We start from the raw sequence: 14,673 nt of genomic DNA, 5'->3' as shown, positions 1-14,673 counted from the left end.
CTGGTCGAGAGTGCGACTCAGTTCCGTCGAGATTGCGGTTCGTCGTCGTCGAGATTGCGGTTGGGGCCCCAACCGCAATCTCGACGAATCGGTCCGGCCGGTCGTCGCCGTGGCAACGGCTCAGCACCCCACCAGTGGTCGAGAGTGCGGTTCAGGGCCGTCAGACGTGCGGTGGGTTCGTGCCGGTCCGGCGTCCGCTCACGCGCCAGGATCCGCTCACGCTCCGGTGCGGGCGACGAGGGCCGTCGCCACCGCCGCCACGCCCTCGCGGCGACCCGTGAACCCGAGACCGTCGGTGGTCGTCGCGGACAACGAGACGGGCGCGCCCAGCGCGGCGGTCATCGCGGCCTGGGCCCCCTCCCGCCTCGGTCCGAGGCGCGGGAACGCGCCGATCACCTGGACGGCGACGTTGCCGATCTCCCAGCCCGCCGCCCGCACGCGCGCCGCCATCTCGGCGAGCAGCTCCGCGCCCGACGCCCCCTTCCAACGCGGCTCGCTCGTGCCGATCTGCGTGCCGAGGTCGGCCATGCCGGCGGCGGAGAGCACGGCGTCGCAGGCGGCATGGGCGGCGACGTCGGCGTCGGAGTGCCCCTCGAGCCCCACGACACCGGGCCACTGGAGGCACGCGAGCATCATCGGCCGGTCGGGGTCGGCCGAGACGGCGTGGACGTCGGTCCCGATTCCGGTGCGGGGCAACGACATGGCGGCCTCAGTCCCCCACCGCAGCCACGGCACCGTCCACGGCACCCGCACCGTCCGCGGCACCACCACGGTCGGCAAGGACGAGCTCGGCCACGCGCAGGTCGAACGGGGTCGTCACCTTGAGGGCGGCGGTCGAACCGGCCACAACCGCGACCGGCCCGCCGAGCGCCTCGACGAGACCCGCATCGTCCGACGCGGCCAGCGCCTCGTCGCCCGCGCGGTGGGCCCCGGTCTCGTGGGCGGACCGCAGGACGCCGATCGTGAAGCCCTGCGGAGTCTGGACGGCTCGCAGCTCGGAGCGGTCCACGGTGGCCACGACCGGCTCGACGCCGCCGAGCACCGGGTCGGCGACCCGCTTGAGGGTGTCGGTGACGGGGACGGCCGGGACGACGGCGCCGTGCCCGGCGCGGACGGCGTCGACCACGCGGCGCACCTGGTCGGTCGGGGTGAGGCAGCGGGCGGCGTCGTGGACGAGCACGACGTCGTCGTCGTCAGGGTTCGCGAGGGTGTCGAGCGCCGCGAGGCCGGCCACGACGGACGCCTGTCGCGTCGCGCCGCCCGCGGTGACGTCGACCCCACCGCGGTACCCGTGCTCGGCGAGCGTCGCCGAGGCGAGCCCGCGCACGTGGTCCGTCCGGTCGACCGGCGCCACGACGATCACGGAGTCGAGCACCCCGGCCAGGGCGAGCCCGCGCAGGGCGTGGACGAGCAGCGGTTCACCGCCGAGCTCGACGAGAGCCTTGGGCCCGCGCGCGCCGAGCCTGGTCCCGGACCCGGCGGCCACGAGGACGCAGTGGACGCGGGTCACGACCTGGTCCGGCCCGTCCCGCTCAGGAGGCGGGGGCGTCGGCGACGGGCTCCGCGGCCGCGGCGGCCTCGGCCCCGACGGCGAGGACCTCGTCGAGCAGGCTCTCGGCCTCTTCCTCGGTGATGTCCTTCGCGAGCGCGAGCTCGGAGGACAGGATCTGCCGCGCCTTGGCGAGCATGCGCTTCTCGCCGGCGGACAGGCCGCGGTCGGTGTCCCGGCGGGAGAGGTCGCGGACGACCTCGGCCACCTTGTTGATGTCACCCGACGCGATCTTCTCGACGTTGGCCTTGTAGCGGCGCGACCAGTTGGTCGGCTCCTCGGTGTGGGGCGCGCGGAGCACGTCGAGCACCTTCTCGAGCCCCTCCTCGCCCACGACGTCGCGGACACCGACGAGGTCGACGTTCTCGGCCGGCACCTGGATGCTCAGGTCGCCCTGGGCCACCTTGAGGTGGAGGTAGGTCTTCTCCTGGCCCTTGATCGTGCGGACCGTGATGTCCTCGATGAGGGCGGCCCCGTGATGGGGGTACACCACCGTCTCGCCCACTACGAACGTCATGTGTGAAGTACTCCCTCAGGCTTGGCGACAGGCCATTCTACCACGCCGTTTCGGCGTGATTCCGCGCCTCGTGAGACTCGACGGACCGCCTGACGGGGCCGACGTCGACGCAGGTCTAGTACCCTCGCGACAGGTCCCGACCACCCCCCTGAAGGAGCCTCACCATGGCCGTTCCCCAGCGCCTGACCCGCGTCGGCGTCGCCGTCGCGTCCGCCGCGCTGCTGTCGTCCTGCATGCTGGCGGCCGACGTGACGACGCTCAACCCGTACGCCCCGTCCGACGGCACGCGGGTCCAGGTCGCCGACGGGGTCGCGGTCGAGAACCTCCTCGTCCTCACCGAGGGCGAGGGCGAGGTCGGCCACGTCGTGGGGTCGATCGTCAACAACACGCTCGAGCCGGTGACGGTCCAGCTCGACGTCGGGGAGACCGGCGCACCAGCGCCCTTCGAGGTGCCGGCCGAGAGCCACATCCCGCTGCACGAGGCGAACGTGACGATCGAGGCGGTCGAGGGCGCTCCCGGCTCGACGCTGCCGACCGCGGTCCAGGGCCCCGGCGGCTTCAGCTCGGTCATCGAGATCCCCGTCCTCGACGGCACGCTCGCCGAGTACTCGGAGTTCCTCGAGCAGGCGGACTCGCCGGAGTCCGGCTCCGAGTCCTCCTCCTGAGTCGCGCCCTCCGCAGGACCGCCGGCCCGGGCGGGGCATCCGCCCCTCCCCTGCGCGACGACGCCGAGCTCAGTCGCCGTCGGTGACCAGCTTGTAGCCGAGCCCGCGCACGGTGTGCAGCATCTGCGGGTGCGCCGGGTCGACCTCGATCTTGCCGCGCACGCGCTTGACGTGGACGTCGAGCGTCTTGGTGTCCCCGTGGTAGTTCGGGCCCCAGATGCGGTCGATGAGCTGGCCGCGGGTGAGCACCCGGTCCGGGTTGCGCAGGAACAGCTCGAGCAGCTCGAACTCGCGCAGCGGCATGGCGACCGACTCGCCGTCGACCGTGAGCTCGTGCCGGTCGACGTCCATCCGGACGCGGCCGACGGTGAGCACGGACGACTCCCCCGCCTCGACGGCCGGGCCGCGCCGCAGGACCGCGTGCACGCGCGCGACGAGCTCGCGATAGGAGTACGGCTTGGTCACGTAGTCGTCGGCGCCGAGCTCGAGCCCGACCACCTTGTCGATCTCCGAGTCCTTCGCCGTCAGCATGATGACCGGGACCTGCGAGCGCTGCCGGAGCTGCCGGCACACCTCGGTGCCGGACAGGCCCGGGAGCATGAGGTCGAGCAGGACGAGGTCCGCGCCGTGCCGGTCGTAGGCCGCCACCGCCTCGGTCCCGTCGCCGACGGCCTCCACCGTGAACCCGTCCCGCTCGAGCTTGAACGTCAGCGTCTCGCGGTAGGTCTGCTCGTCCTCGACCAGCAGGATCTTCGTCATCAGCGCTCCTCCTCGGATGGCGGTCGACCGGGGTCGCCGCCGGTGGCGTCGCCCTCGTCGTCGGATGGTTCGGTGGGGCCCGGCTCCTGGGCCTCGGGCAGGACGAGCGTGAACGTCGAGCCCCGGCCCTCGGTGGACCACAGCTCGGCGCGACCGCCGTGGTCGGCCGCGACGTGCTTGACGATACTCAGGCCGAGGCCGGAGCCACCCGTCTCGCGGGACCGGGCGAGGTCGCCGCGGAAGAATCTCTCGAACACGCGGTCGCGGGCGTCCGCGGGGATCCCGGGGCCCTGGTCGACCACGGCGATGCGGATGAGACCGTCCGCGCGGGAGACCCCGACCGACGCGGTCGAGCCGGCCAGCGAGTACCGCACGGCGTTGTCGAGCAGGTTGCGCACGGCGGTGGTGAGCATGCCCTGGTCGCCGTACAGGCGCAGGCCCTGCGCGCCGCCGGAGCGGATCGACACCTCGCGGGCGTCGGCCTCGACACGGACGCGGTCGACGGCCTCGGCCACGACCTCGTCGACCTCGACGACCGCCGGGTCGACGAGCGCGTCGGGCTCCTGGAGCCGGGAGAGATCGATGATGTCCTGCACGAGCTCGGCGAGGCGCCGCGACTCGGTCTCCATCTTCCCGGCGAAGTGCCGCACGCTGTCCGGCTCGTCGGCGACGTCGTCCATCGTCTCGGCGAGCAGCGCGATGGCGCCGACCGGGGTCTTCAGCTCGTGGGAGACGTTCGCGACGAAGTCCCGGCGCATGTCCTCCACCCGCCTCGCGCGCGTGCGGTCCTCGGCCAGGAGCAGCACCCGGCCGCCCTTGAGCGCGGCGACCCGGACCTGGAGGTGCACCGTGCCGGCACCGGCCACCGGTCCGCGCGGGAGTGCCAGCTCGGCGTCGCGGATCTGCCCGTCGCGCCGCAACCGGGCCACCATCTCGGCGAGCTCGGCGTGCGCGAGGCGGTCGTGGCGCACGAGGCCGAAGCCGTAGGCGGCCGAGGAGGCGCGCACCACGTCGTCGTCGGCGTCGAGCACGACGATCGACTGGGGCAGCACCGTGAGGACCGAGATGACGTCGTCGTCGAGGCCCGGCGCGGTGCCCGCCGGCTCGAGCTCGGCGTCGCGCTCGCGGTCCGACGAGCGCAGGGCGAGACCCGCCCCGAGCCCGACGATCAGTCCGAGCAGGGCGACCACCCAGAGCTGCCAGGAGTCGTGCACGCCCACGAGATTAGGCTGGATCACGGACGTTCACCGACCTCGCCCCGCGGCGTTCCCCCCGGGCCACCGCCCGTCCACCACATGTTCACCGGGCGCGGCTTGGCTACCCTTGGACCGTGGGGCCGCGATGCGGTCGCCATCTCGAGAGCCGCGGAGGCCACCCATGCGCAAGATCTTCACGCACGACCTGGAGCAGCTGCAGGACAACCTCGTCCGCATGGCCGAGGCCACGAGCCAGGCCATGACCAAGGCCGCCGAGTCGCTGCGCACCGCCAACCTGCAGCTCGCCGAGCAGGTGATCGACGCCGACGACCGCATCGACGAGCTCGACCGTCAGCTCAACGAGCAGGGCATCGCGCTCCTCGCGCTGCAGGCGCCCGTCTCGCGCGACCTGCGCCAGGTCATCTCGGCGCTGCGCCTGTCCGGGACGATCGAGCGCATGGGCGACCTCGCCCAGCACGTCGCGTTCGTCGCCCGCGGCCGCTTCCCCGACCAGGTGGTCGGCGGCGCGGCGCACGAGCTGCTCGTCCAGATGGCCGACGAGGCGGTCCGCGTCGCGGCCGACGTCGTCGAGCTCGTCCGCGGGGCCGACCTCGACAAGGCCCGCGAGCTGGAGGAGAAGGACCACATCCTCGACGACCTCCACCTGCGCACCTTCGAGACCGTCCTCGACGACTCGATCGAGCTCAGCCGCCAGGAGATCGTCGACGTCATCCTCATCGGTCGGTACCTCGAGCGCTTCGGCGACCACGGCGTCTCGGCCGCCCACCGCATCAACTACCTCGTCACGGGTACGACGACGGACGCCATCAGCGAGGGGGAGCCCGGCCAGGCCGGGACCACCGACGAGCAGACCGGCGGTCTCTGACCCGTCCGCGCGGCCAGAGCCACGAACGACGGCGCCGCCCACCCGAGAGGGTGGGCGGCGCCGTCGTTCGTGCGTCGGACAGAGCTCGGGGTCAGCGGCCCTGGTTGGCCACGGCCTCGATCGCCGCGGCGGCGGCGTCGGGGTCGAGGTACTGGCCGCCCGGCGTCAGCGGCCGGAGGTCCTCGTCGAGCTCGTAGAGCAGCGGGATGCCGGTGGGCACGTTGAGACCCGAGATCGTCTCGTCGTCGATGCCGTCGAGGTGCTTGATGATGGCCCTCAGGGAGTTGCCGTGGGCCGCCACGAGGACGGTGCGGCCGGCCTTGAGGTCAGGCACGATCGCGTCCTCCCAGTACGGCAGGGCGCGCTCGAGGACGTCCTTGAGGCACTCGGCGGCCGGGATGGGCTCGCCGGCGTAGCGCGGGTCGGCGTCCTGGCTGAACTCGGAGCCGGCCTCGATCGGGGGCGGCGGCACGTCGTAGGAGCGGCGCCACTGCATGAACTGCTCCTCCCCGTACTCGTCGCGGATCTCCTTCTTGTTCTTCCCCTGGAGCGCCCCGTAGTGGCGCTCGTTGAGGCGCCAGTGGCGGTGGACCGGGATCCAGTGGAGGTCCGCGGCGTCGAGCGCGAGGTTGGCGGTCATGATCGCGCGGCGCAGCAGCGAGGTGTGGAGGACGTCCGGGCGCACACCGGCGTCGGTCAGCAGGGTGCCGCCGCGGCGGGCCTCCTCGACGCCCTTCTCCGACAGGGGGACGTCGACCCAGCCGGTGAAGAGGTTCTTGGCGTTCCACTCGCTCTCGCCGTGGCGGAGCAGGACAAGTCGGTAGCTCATGGCTCCATCCTTCCACCGATCACCCGGGAGGGAGGGGCCCGGCCGCGGACGCGGAACGGCCCGCGGACTGATGTCCGCGGGCCGCCCCTCGGCCGACCGGTCGGGTCAGCGGTTGTTGTACTGCTCGACGATCTCGGCCTTGATGCGACCGCGGTCGCTCACCTCGATGTCGTTCTCGCGCGCCCACTCGCGGATGGCCTGCGCCTCCGACGCGCTCTGGCTGCGCGAGCGGCGCTGACCGCCGGAGCGTGCGGCCCCACCGGACCGACGGGCGCCGCCGCCACGCACGGGGCGCGCACCGGCGACCCACGGCGCGAAGGACTCGCGCAGCTTGGCGGCGTTCGCGTCCGAGAGGTCGATCTCGAAACGCTCACCGTCGAGAGCAAAGGTGACAGTGCTGTCGGCGGGCGTTCCGTCGATATCGTCGATGAGCTTGGTAATAGTCTGGCGAACCATGATGCCCCTCCCCGGGATTCATACCGATCACAGGTCGTCAATCGGCTACTTGAAGCATAAACGCATTCATCGATCAGTGTCACGTCGAATGCACGGCATTCGATCGATCGCGGTGCGGGAATGAATTTGCACACACCGGTGAAGGTGTCGGCCACCCCGAACAATATGTGCTTCTCCCGTCCGAGAATCGGCCATCAATGGCATCACGGCAGATCGGGCACGGTTGCTCGAGCACCTCACGGGCGCCATGTGAGCAATTCGACGAACAATTCACGGCCCCGGGGGCTCTCGTTGCGGCGTCCGATCCACGGCGGCCGAATGCCGGGCCCCGGGGTTCCGCAGACGAGCACGTCGGCGGCGGCCGGGCGTTCCCCTCGTCCTCGGACCTAGCGGACGGAGCTCTCGGGGCGCTCAGGAACCGCCGGCTGGTCCGTGGCCTCCGATGCCTCGTCCGCGGCCGCCGACCCCGCAGATCGTCCGTGCGGGGCCTCACCGGCACCCTGCTCCGACGCAGCCCGCTCCTCGGCGGCCAGAGCGCCGGCGACGCTCGACGGCGACGCCGGGAGCGAGGCGAGATCGAGATCGGGGTGCCGTTCCCGGAATGCCTTCTCGGCCTCCCGCTCGGAACGATCCGCACCGAGGAATGCGCGCACGATCACCACGAGCGCGATCAGCAGTCCGATCGGCGGCACCAGGGCGATCACGTAGTCCACGCAGCCAGGATAGTCCCCGGATAACGTGGAGGTCAGGCCGGTGCGCCGAGCAGCGGGCCGTGCGGAGTGCCCGGCGATGCGCGCACGACCGCTCCGGCACGGACCCGGAAACGGTTTCCTCGACCGCCACGACGAGAGCGATCAGCGATTCGCGGTACACGCCGCACGGCAACCACGGGCGGAGTCGACGACGTCGTCGGGCACCGCCCACCGGCGCGCGGTCGGTTTCGGTGACGCGAACGACCCGATGAAGAAGCGCGCCGCGTCACGGCCCGCTGCACCTGCAGCCGGAGGTACCGAGCCTCGACCGAGCCGGGACAGAAATGCCCCTGACCGGCGGGATCGCCGGTCAGGGGCCTGTTCCGAGCCGCCTGGGAGAATCGAACTCCCGACCTATTCATTACGAGTGAATCGCTCTACCGACTGAGCTAAGGCGGCGTGCTGCCGTGGCAGCGCCGTCCATGCTAGCCGCGGACGACGCACCCACGCAGCCGGATCGACGCGCCATGCGTCACACCCGGGCACGCTCCCCGGGCAGGACGCCCGGGCGCTCTCACCGCGCGTCACGCCCGGGGGCACTCCCCCGCGCCGATCAGCAGGTGAGCTCGTCCTCGGGCGGCGTGCCCTCGAGGAAGAACTCGTCGACGGCGCCCTGGACGCACTCGTTGGAACGGCCGTACGCCGTGTGCCCCTCGCCCTCGTACGTGACGAGGACGCCCTCGTCGAGCTGGTCGGCGAGGCCGACCGCCCACTCGTACGGGGTGGCCGGGTCGCCCGTCGTGCCGATGACGACGATGGGGCCGGAGCCCTCTGCGGCCACCGGGCCGGGCTCGCGCTCGGACTCGTGCGGGTAGTTGAGGCAGAGCAGGTCGTTCTCGCCGCCGAAGAACTGGCCGAAGGTCGGGGCGACCTCCTCGAGCTGGGAGACCTGCTCGTCGAGCTCGGCCTGCGTGTGCTCCACGGTCGGGTAGTCGAGGCAGTTGATCGCCCAGTTGGCCTCGGTCGAGTTGTCCGCGAAGCTGCCGTCGTCGTTGCGCGTGTTGTAGATGTCGGCGAACTGGAGCAGCGCGGTGCCCTCGTTGAGGTTGATCGCCGCCTGGAGGGCCGCGGTGAGCATCGGCCAGGACGACTCGTCGTACATCGGCAGGATGATCCCGGTCAGCGCGAGCGCCTGGGTGAGCGGCCGGTCCGGGTCGCTCGTCGGCAGGGGGTTGGCCTCCGCCGACTCGAGGAGCTCGACGATCTGGGCGGCGCCGTCGTCGACCGAGCCGGTGAGCGGGCACAGCGCGCCGGACTGGCAGTCCTCGATGTAGGCGCGCAGGGCGCCCTCGAAGCCGCCGGCCTGGCCGACGGTGATGTCGAAGCCGGACGAGGTCGGGTCGAGCGCCCCGTCGAGGACCATGCGGCCCACGTTCTCCGGGAACAGGTCGGCGTAGGTCGAGCCGAGCAGGGTGCCGTAGGAGAACCCGAGGTAGTCGAGCTGGGTCTCGCCGAGCACCGCGCGCAGGACGTCCATGTCCCGGGCGGCCGAGACCGTGTCGACGTTGCCCGCGAGGTCACCGGACTCCGCCTCGCAGCCGGCGCCGATGAGCTCGGCGTCGGCCTGCCAGTCGGCGTCGCCCTCGGGCGTGTCCGGGTAGTCCTCCGAGAGCAGGCGGTCGAGCTCCGCGTCGTCCACGCAGTCGATCTGGGTCGAGTTCTGCACGCCGCGCGGGTCGAACCCGACGATGTCGTACGCGGCCGTGACCTCCGGCGAGATCGACGAGGTGGCGTACTCGACGAACTCGACGCCGGAGCCGCCGGGGCCGCCGGGGTTGATGAGCATCGAGCCCACCGGCTCGCCGTCGGAGGCCGGGAGCCGCTTGACGGCCAGGGTGATCGACTCGCCGTCGGGGGCGTCGTAGTCGAGCGGCACCTCGATGTCGGTGCACTCGAACTCACCGCAGTCGGTCCACTCGACGTCCTGCTCGTAGTAGGTCTCGAGCCCCTCGGGCACGGGCGGCATCTCCTCGCCCGCGCCGCTGCCGGTTGCGCCCGACCCGGACTCCGAGCCGGACTCGCCACCGCTGCCGGGGTCCGTCGTCGGGTCGTCGACCTCCCCACCACAGGCGGCCAGGACGAGCGTGGCAGCAGCCAGCGCGGGAACGATTCGAAGGAGCCTCGGCATGCCGACCAACCTAAGGCACGTGCCGGGCCGGCGGCGATCAGCCCCGCAGGGCACCACTCCCCGTCCCACCTGCGCGTCCGGGCGGTCGGGGGACGGCGGCTGCGTGCCTGGTGGGGCCGGTCGGCACCGCGCCCGGCCGGGGTCGACGCCACCCCCCGCGGGGGGCCGCCGGCGCCGACGCGTCAGACGCGCTCGAGGTCCGTGCCGGACCACAGCTCGACCATGAGCGCCTCGGTCGCGAGCAGCGGCGGCACGTTGAGCGTGAGCCGCGTGCGGGCGGTGGAGACGGCGTCGAGGCGCCGCAGCGTCGTCTCGGCGGTGGAGCCGCGGGCGAGCTCGGCCACGACGTCGGCGGCCGCGGTGTTGACGGGCTCGACCGTGGACCCGAGCTGTCGCAGGAGCACGTCCCGGTAGAGGGACATGAGCGCCAGCAGGGAGCCGTCGAGGACGTCGCGCTGCGCGCGGGTGGTGCGCCGCTTCTGGTCCTCCTCGAGCTGGCGGACCTGGGCGCGCAGCGCCGGCGGGAGCCGCCCGCCGTCCTCGGCCCCGAGGGTGCGCAGCAGCTCGGTGCGCTCGGCGGCGTTGCGGTTCTCGGTGGACGCCGCGGCGTCGGCGGCCGCAATCTCCACGAGGTGGGCGGCGGCGAGGACGGCGTCGCCCACGGACCGGAGCTCGAGCGGGACCCGCAGGAGGTCACGGCGCCGCTCCCGCGCGTCCTCGTGCAGGGCGAGGCGCCGGGCGAGCCCGATGTGGGACTGGGCGGCGTGGGCGGCCTCGAGCGCGACGTCCGGGTCGGCCCCGTCCCGGCGCACGAGGAGGTCCGCGACGGCGGCCGGGTCGGGGATACGCAGGTGGATCGACCGGCACCGCGAGCGGATGGTCGTGACGACGTCCCGCGGGCTCGGGGCGCACAGCAGCCACACGGTGCGCGGCGGGGGCTCCTCGATCGACTTGAGCAGGAGGTTGGAGGTGCGCTCGACCATCCGGTCGGCGTCCTCGACGACGACGACGCGCCACCTGGACGACCCGGGTGCGCGCTGCGCGAGGGTGACGAGCTCGCGCACCTCGTCGATCGAGATCGTCACCTTCTCGGTGGCCAGCACCGTGACGTCGGCGTGCGTGCCCGCGAGCGCGGTGGTGCAGGCGGCGCACTCGCCGCAGCCGGGCTCGCCCGGGGCGGTGCACATGAGCGCGGCGGCGAAGGCGCGGGCCGCGACCGAGCGGCCGGACCCCGGCGGTCCCGTGACGAGCCAGGCGTGCGTCATCCGTGCACCGACGGTGTCGCCACCCGCGGGGGCCGGGGCCGCTGCGGCGGTGGCCGGGGCGTCGGCGGAACCGGCGGAGAACTCGTCCCCGGTCTCGTCGGCGCCTCGCGCGGCGAGGGCGGCACCGCGGAGCGTCTCCACGACGGCGTCCTGCCCGACCAGGCCGTCCCAGACGCTCACGGCCGGTCACCGTCCCCGCCAGTGTCCGCGTCCGCGCCCGGAACGGCGCCGGGCGCCGCGCCCCCGAGCACCCTCTCGACGGCGACGCGCACCCGCGCGTGCACCTCGTCCGGCGTCCCGGCGGCATCGACGACGACGACCCGGTCCGGCTCGGCCGCCGCGATCCGGAGGAACTCCTCGCGCACGCGGAGGTGGAACGCGTCGCCGGCGCGCTCGAGGCGGTCCGGCTCCCCGCCACGGCGGGCGGCCGCGACGGTGGGATCGACGTCGAGCAGGATCGTCAGGTCGGGCGTGAGCCCACCTGTGGCCCACGCCGAGAGGTCACGCACCTCGCCCGGCCCGAGGTCCCGGGCGGCCCCCTGGTAGGCGACGGAGGAGTCGACGAAGCGGTCCGTGACGACGACCGCGCCGCGCTCGAGGGCCGGGCGGACGAGCGAGGCGACGTGGTGGGCGCGGTCGGCGGCGTAGAGCAGCGCCTCCGCGCGGGGGTCGACGTGCTCGCCATGGAGGATGAGGCGGCGGATCTCGGCGCCGAGCGGCGTCCCGCCGGGCTCGCGCGTGGCGACGGCCTCGCGCCCCCGCGCCACGAGCCAGGTGAGGAGCAGGGCCTGCTGGGTCGACTTCCCCGCGCCGTCGCCCCCCTCGAGGGAGATCAGCAGTCCGACGGGTGCGCTCACCGGGCCAGGGTAACGACGCCGGCCCACACCGATCGCCGCAGCACCGACACCTGTGGACGGAACTACGACGTCCCCGTCGTCGGCTTCTTGGCCGCCGGCTTCCGCGCGGCGGGCTTCTTCGCCGCGGGCTTCTTCGCAGGCGCCTTCCGCGCCGGCTTCTTGGCCGGTCCCTTCGCCCGCTTCTCGGCGAGCAGCTCGTAGGCGCGCTCGTTCGTCAGCGTCTCGATGGGGTCGTCCTTGCGCAGCGTGGCGTTCGTCGTCCCGTCGGTGACGTAGGGACCGAACCGCCCGTCCTTGACGATCACCGGCTTCTCGGAGACCGGGTCGGTGCCGAGCTCCTTGAGCGGCGGCCGGGCGGTCGCTCCCCGGCGGCGCTTGGGCTGGGCGTAGATCTCGAGGGCCTGCTCGAGGGTGATGCCGAAGATCTGGTCCTCGGTCTCGAGCGAGCGCGAGTCGGTGCCCTTCTTGAGGTAGGGCCCGTACCGGCCGTTCTGGGCGGTGATGTCGTCGCCGCTCGTGGGGTCCTGGCCGACCACGCGGGGCAGGGAGAGCAGCTTGAGCGCGTCGTCGATGCCGATCGTGGAGAGGTCCATGTCCTTGAACAGCGAGGCGGTCCGCGGCTTGGGCTGGCCCGGCTTCTTCCGGCCGGACGCGGTGCGCTCCGGCTCGGGCAGGACCTCGGTGACGTAGGGGCCGAAGCGCCCGTTCTTCGCGATGATCGTGTGGCCCGAGTCGGGGTCGGTCCCGAGCTCGCGCCCGTCGTCGGCCTGAGCCTCGAGCAGCTCCTTCGCCTTGGCCACGGTCAGCTCGTCGGGGGCGACGTCGTCGGGGATCGACGCCCGGCGGCCCACCGGCGCGGCGCCGTCCTCCCCCGGCTTCGCGTCCGCGGCCGGCGCCTCCTCGACGTAGGGACCGTAGCGGCCGACCCGGACCGTGATCCCCTCGCCGATGTCGATCGAGTTGACGGCGCGCGCGTCGATGTCGCCGAGGCCCTCGACGAGGGCGCGCAGGCCCTCGCGGCCCTCGCCGCCGCGGTAGAAGTGGGTGAGCCAGTCGACCCGGTCGAGGTCGCCGGACGCGATCTTGTCGAGGTCGTTCTCCATCTCCGCGGTGAAGTCGTAGTCGACGAGCCGCGGGAGGTTCTCCTCGAGGAGACGGACCACGGAGAACGCGAGCCAGCTCGCCACGAGCGCCTGGCCGCGGCGCGTGACGTACCCGCGGTCGGTGATGACGCCGATCGTCGCGGCGTAGGTCGACGGGCGGCCGATGCCGCGCTCCTCGAGCGCCTTGACGAGCGAGGCCTCGGTGTAGCGCGGCGGCGGGGAGGTCTCGTGGCCGGACGCCTCGGCGCCCTGGACCTCGAGCACGTCCCCGGCGGAGACGTCGGGCAGGCGGGCGTCCCCGTCGGCGTCGCTGTGCCGTTCGGCGTCGCGCCCCTCCTCGTACGCGGCGAGGAAGCCGCGCTCGGTGATGACGGTGCCGGACGCGGTAAGGATCGCCCGGTCGGCCTCGGCCGGGCTGCCGGCGAGGTCGGCGGCGACGCGCAGCGTGGCGGTCGACCCGGTGGCGTCGATCATCTGCGAGGCGACGGTGCGCTTCCAGATGAGGTCGTACAGGCGCAGGGCGGCCGGGTCGAGCTGGGTGGCCACCTCGTCCGGGGTGCGCATCTGGTCGCCCGCGGGCCGGATCGCCTCGTGCGCCTCCTGGGCACCCTTGGCCTTGCCCGCGTAGTACCGCGGCTTGTCCGGGATGCTCGCCGGGCCGTAGAGCTCGGTGGCCCGGCGGCGGGCCGCCCCGATCGCCTCGGACGAGAGGTTCGTCGAGTCGGTCCGCATGTAGGTGATGAAGCCGTTCTCGTACAGCCCCTGGGCCACGCGCATCGTCTCGCGCGAGGCGAGGCGGAGCTTGCGGGAGGCCTCCTGCTGGAGGGTCGACGTGGTGAACGGCGCCGCCGGCCGGCGACGGTACGGCTTGGTCTCCACGCCCTCGACGGCGGTGGTCGCCTCCTTGAGCGCCTCCGCCACGGTGGTCGCGGCGGCCTCGTCGAGCACGACGACGTCGCGGGCACGCCCGGTGAGCTCGCCGTCGTCGCCGAAGTCGCGGCCCGTGGCCACGCGGGCGCCGTCGAGCTCGAGGAGCTTGGCGTCGAACGTCTCGGGGGCGTCGGTCGCGGAGTAGGTGCCCTTGACGGACCAGTAGGACGCGGCGCGGAAGGCCATCCGCTCGCGCTCCCGCTCGACCACGAGGCGCGTGGCGACGGACTGCACGCGGCCCGCGGACAGGCCGGAGCGGACCTTGCGCCACAGCAGCGGGGAGACCTCGTAGCCGACGAGGCGGTCAAGGATGCGGCGGGTCTCCTGCGCGTCGACGAGCGGGGCGTCGATCTCGCGCGGGTTCTCGAGCGCGCGGCTGATCGCGTCGTTCGTGATCTCGTGGAAGACCATCCGGTACACGGGGATCTTCGGGTTGAGCACCTCGTGGAGGTGCCACGCGATCGCCTCGCCCTCGCGGTCCTCATCAGTGGCGAGGTAGAGCTCGTCGGCGTCCTTCATCTTGCGGCGGAGCTCGGCGACCTTCTTCTTCTTGTCGGCGTCGACCACGTAGTAGGGCTCGAAGTCACCCTCGACGTCCACGGCGAACTTCCCGTACGGGCCCTTCTTCATGTCCGCGGGCAGCTCGGAGGGCTGCGGGAGGTCGCGCACGTGCCCGATCGAGGCCTCGACCTCGAAGTCGGGGCCGAGATAGCCGCCGATGGTGCGGGCCTTGGCGGGCGACTCGACGATGACGAGCTTGCGGGGCATGCGCGGGAGGGTC

At 73.0% G+C, this 14,673-nt stretch carries 14 protein-coding genes and 1 tRNA gene; 2 read left to right on the top strand and 13 right to left on the bottom strand.

All coding sequences use genetic code 11. The features are described from left to right. Positions 1-216 precede the first annotated feature (216 nt). Genes ispF through ACZLMO_RS00920 form a run of 3 tightly spaced genes read right to left on the bottom strand, consistent with a single transcriptional unit; the run spans position 217 to position 2,066 of the window. A complete protein-coding gene (gene ispF, locus ACZLMO_RS00930; protein WP_425714407.1) occupies positions 217-702 on the bottom strand; it encodes a 2-C-methyl-D-erythritol 2,4-cyclodiphosphate synthase in 486 nt (161 codons plus the stop codon). Positions 703-709: 7 nt separating this feature from the next. Further along, positions 710-1,510, bottom strand: coding sequence for a 2-C-methyl-D-erythritol 4-phosphate cytidylyltransferase (gene ispD / locus ACZLMO_RS00925; RefSeq protein WP_425714406.1), 801 nt, complete (start codon positions 1,508-1,510; stop codon positions 710-712). 22 nt (positions 1,511-1,532) lie between these two features. After that, positions 1,533-2,066, bottom strand: coding sequence for a CarD family transcriptional regulator (locus tag ACZLMO_RS00920; RefSeq protein ID WP_425714405.1), 534 nt, complete (start codon positions 2,064-2,066; stop codon positions 1,533-1,535). A gap of 164 nt (positions 2,067-2,230) precedes the next feature. Here ACZLMO_RS00920 and ACZLMO_RS00915 point away from each other — a divergent pair, with 164 nt between their 5' ends. After that, positions 2,231-2,731: a hypothetical protein gene (locus ACZLMO_RS00915; protein WP_425714404.1), complete on the top strand. Its 501-nt coding sequence runs from the start codon at positions 2,231-2,233 to the stop codon at positions 2,729-2,731. A 69-nt stretch (positions 2,732-2,800) separates the two neighbouring features. Here the strand turns inward: ACZLMO_RS00915 and ACZLMO_RS00910 are convergent, their stop codons facing one another. Then, on the bottom strand, positions 2,801-3,490 hold the full coding sequence (locus ACZLMO_RS00910) for a response regulator (RefSeq protein ID WP_425714403.1): 690 nt from the start codon (positions 3,488-3,490) through the stop codon (positions 2,801-2,803). Continuing rightward, complete coding sequence (locus ACZLMO_RS00905) at positions 3,490-4,704, bottom strand: sensor histidine kinase (RefSeq protein ID WP_463652628.1); 1,215 nt, start codon at positions 4,702-4,704, stop codon at positions 3,490-3,492. The genes ACZLMO_RS00910 and ACZLMO_RS00905 overlap by 1 nt, the downstream gene beginning before the upstream one ends. 163 nt (positions 4,705-4,867) lie before the next feature. Between ACZLMO_RS00905 and phoU the strand changes: the two genes are divergently transcribed. Then, positions 4,868-5,572: a phosphate signaling complex protein PhoU gene (phoU, locus tag ACZLMO_RS00900; RefSeq protein ID WP_463652627.1), complete on the top strand. Its 705-nt coding sequence runs from the start codon at positions 4,868-4,870 to the stop codon at positions 5,570-5,572. Positions 5,573-5,663: 91 nt separating this feature from the next. Here the strand turns inward: phoU and ACZLMO_RS00895 are convergent, their stop codons facing one another. From ACZLMO_RS00895 to topA, 8 genes are all read right to left on the bottom strand, one after another. Continuing rightward, positions 5,664-6,401: a phosphoglyceromutase gene (locus ACZLMO_RS00895; protein ID WP_425714400.1), complete on the bottom strand. Its 738-nt coding sequence runs from the start codon at positions 6,399-6,401 to the stop codon at positions 5,664-5,666. A gap of 105 nt (positions 6,402-6,506) precedes the next feature. After that, the gene (locus tag ACZLMO_RS00890; RefSeq protein WP_463652626.1) at positions 6,507-6,857 is read right to left on the bottom strand and encodes a histone-like nucleoid-structuring protein Lsr2; all 351 of its coding nucleotides are present in this window, start codon (positions 6,855-6,857) and stop codon (positions 6,507-6,509) included. 386 nt (positions 6,858-7,243) lie between these two features. After that, positions 7,244-7,570, bottom strand: a complete 327-nt coding sequence (locus tag ACZLMO_RS00885; RefSeq protein WP_463652625.1) for a hypothetical protein — start codon at positions 7,568-7,570, stop codon at positions 7,244-7,246. 365 nt (positions 7,571-7,935) lie between these two features. Continuing rightward, positions 7,936-8,008, bottom strand: a tRNA-Thr gene (locus ACZLMO_RS00880). Positions 8,009-8,162: 154 nt separating this feature from the next. Further along, positions 8,163-9,737, bottom strand: coding sequence for an alpha/beta hydrolase (locus tag ACZLMO_RS00875; RefSeq protein WP_425714397.1), 1,575 nt, complete (start codon positions 9,735-9,737; stop codon positions 8,163-8,165). Positions 9,738-9,919: 182 nt separating this feature from the next. Then, positions 9,920-11,182, bottom strand: coding sequence for a DNA polymerase III subunit delta' (locus ACZLMO_RS00870; RefSeq protein WP_425714396.1), 1,263 nt, complete (start codon positions 11,180-11,182; stop codon positions 9,920-9,922). Continuing rightward, positions 11,179-11,859 (bottom strand): dTMP kinase, encoded by a 681-nt coding sequence (gene tmk, locus ACZLMO_RS00865; protein ID WP_425714395.1) that lies wholly within the window; start codon positions 11,857-11,859, stop codon positions 11,179-11,181. The genes ACZLMO_RS00870 and tmk overlap by 4 nt, the downstream gene beginning before the upstream one ends. 62 nt (positions 11,860-11,921) lie before the next feature. Beyond that, a complete protein-coding gene (topA, locus tag ACZLMO_RS00860) occupies positions 11,922-14,660 on the bottom strand; it encodes a type I DNA topoisomerase (protein WP_463652624.1) in 2,739 nt (912 codons plus the stop codon). Positions 14,661-14,673 lie beyond the last annotated feature (13 nt).

Source organism: Georgenia sp. G2120, from assembly GCF_055326485.1.
This window is presented reverse-complemented; position numbering and strand designations above follow the sequence as displayed.

Coding starts and splice junctions, on each gene's coding strand:
- ispF (WP_425714407.1), bottom strand. CDS start 702: ATGTCGTTGCCCCGCACCGGAATCGGGACCGACGTCCACGCCGTCTCG.
- ACZLMO_RS00920 (WP_425714405.1), bottom strand. CDS start 2,066: ATGACGTTCGTAGTGGGCGAGACGGTGGTGTACCCCCATCACGGGGCC.
- ACZLMO_RS00915 (WP_425714404.1), top strand. CDS start 2,231: ATGGCCGTTCCCCAGCGCCTGACCCGCGTCGGCGTCGCCGTCGCGTCC.
- ACZLMO_RS00910 (WP_425714403.1), bottom strand. CDS start 3,490: ATGACGAAGATCCTGCTGGTCGAGGACGAGCAGACCTACCGCGAGACG.
- phoU (WP_463652627.1), top strand. CDS start 4,868: ATGCGCAAGATCTTCACGCACGACCTGGAGCAGCTGCAGGACAACCTC.
- ACZLMO_RS00895 (WP_425714400.1), bottom strand. CDS start 6,401: ATGAGCTACCGACTTGTCCTGCTCCGCCACGGCGAGAGCGAGTGGAAC.
- ACZLMO_RS00890 (WP_463652626.1), bottom strand. CDS start 6,857: ATGGTTCGCCAGACTATTACCAAGCTCATCGACGATATCGACGGAACG.
- ACZLMO_RS00875 (WP_425714397.1), bottom strand. CDS start 9,737: ATGCCGAGGCTCCTTCGAATCGTTCCCGCGCTGGCTGCTGCCACGCTC.
- topA (WP_463652624.1), bottom strand. CDS start 14,660: ATGCCCCGCAAGCTCGTCATCGTCGAGTCGCCCGCCAAGGCCCGCACC.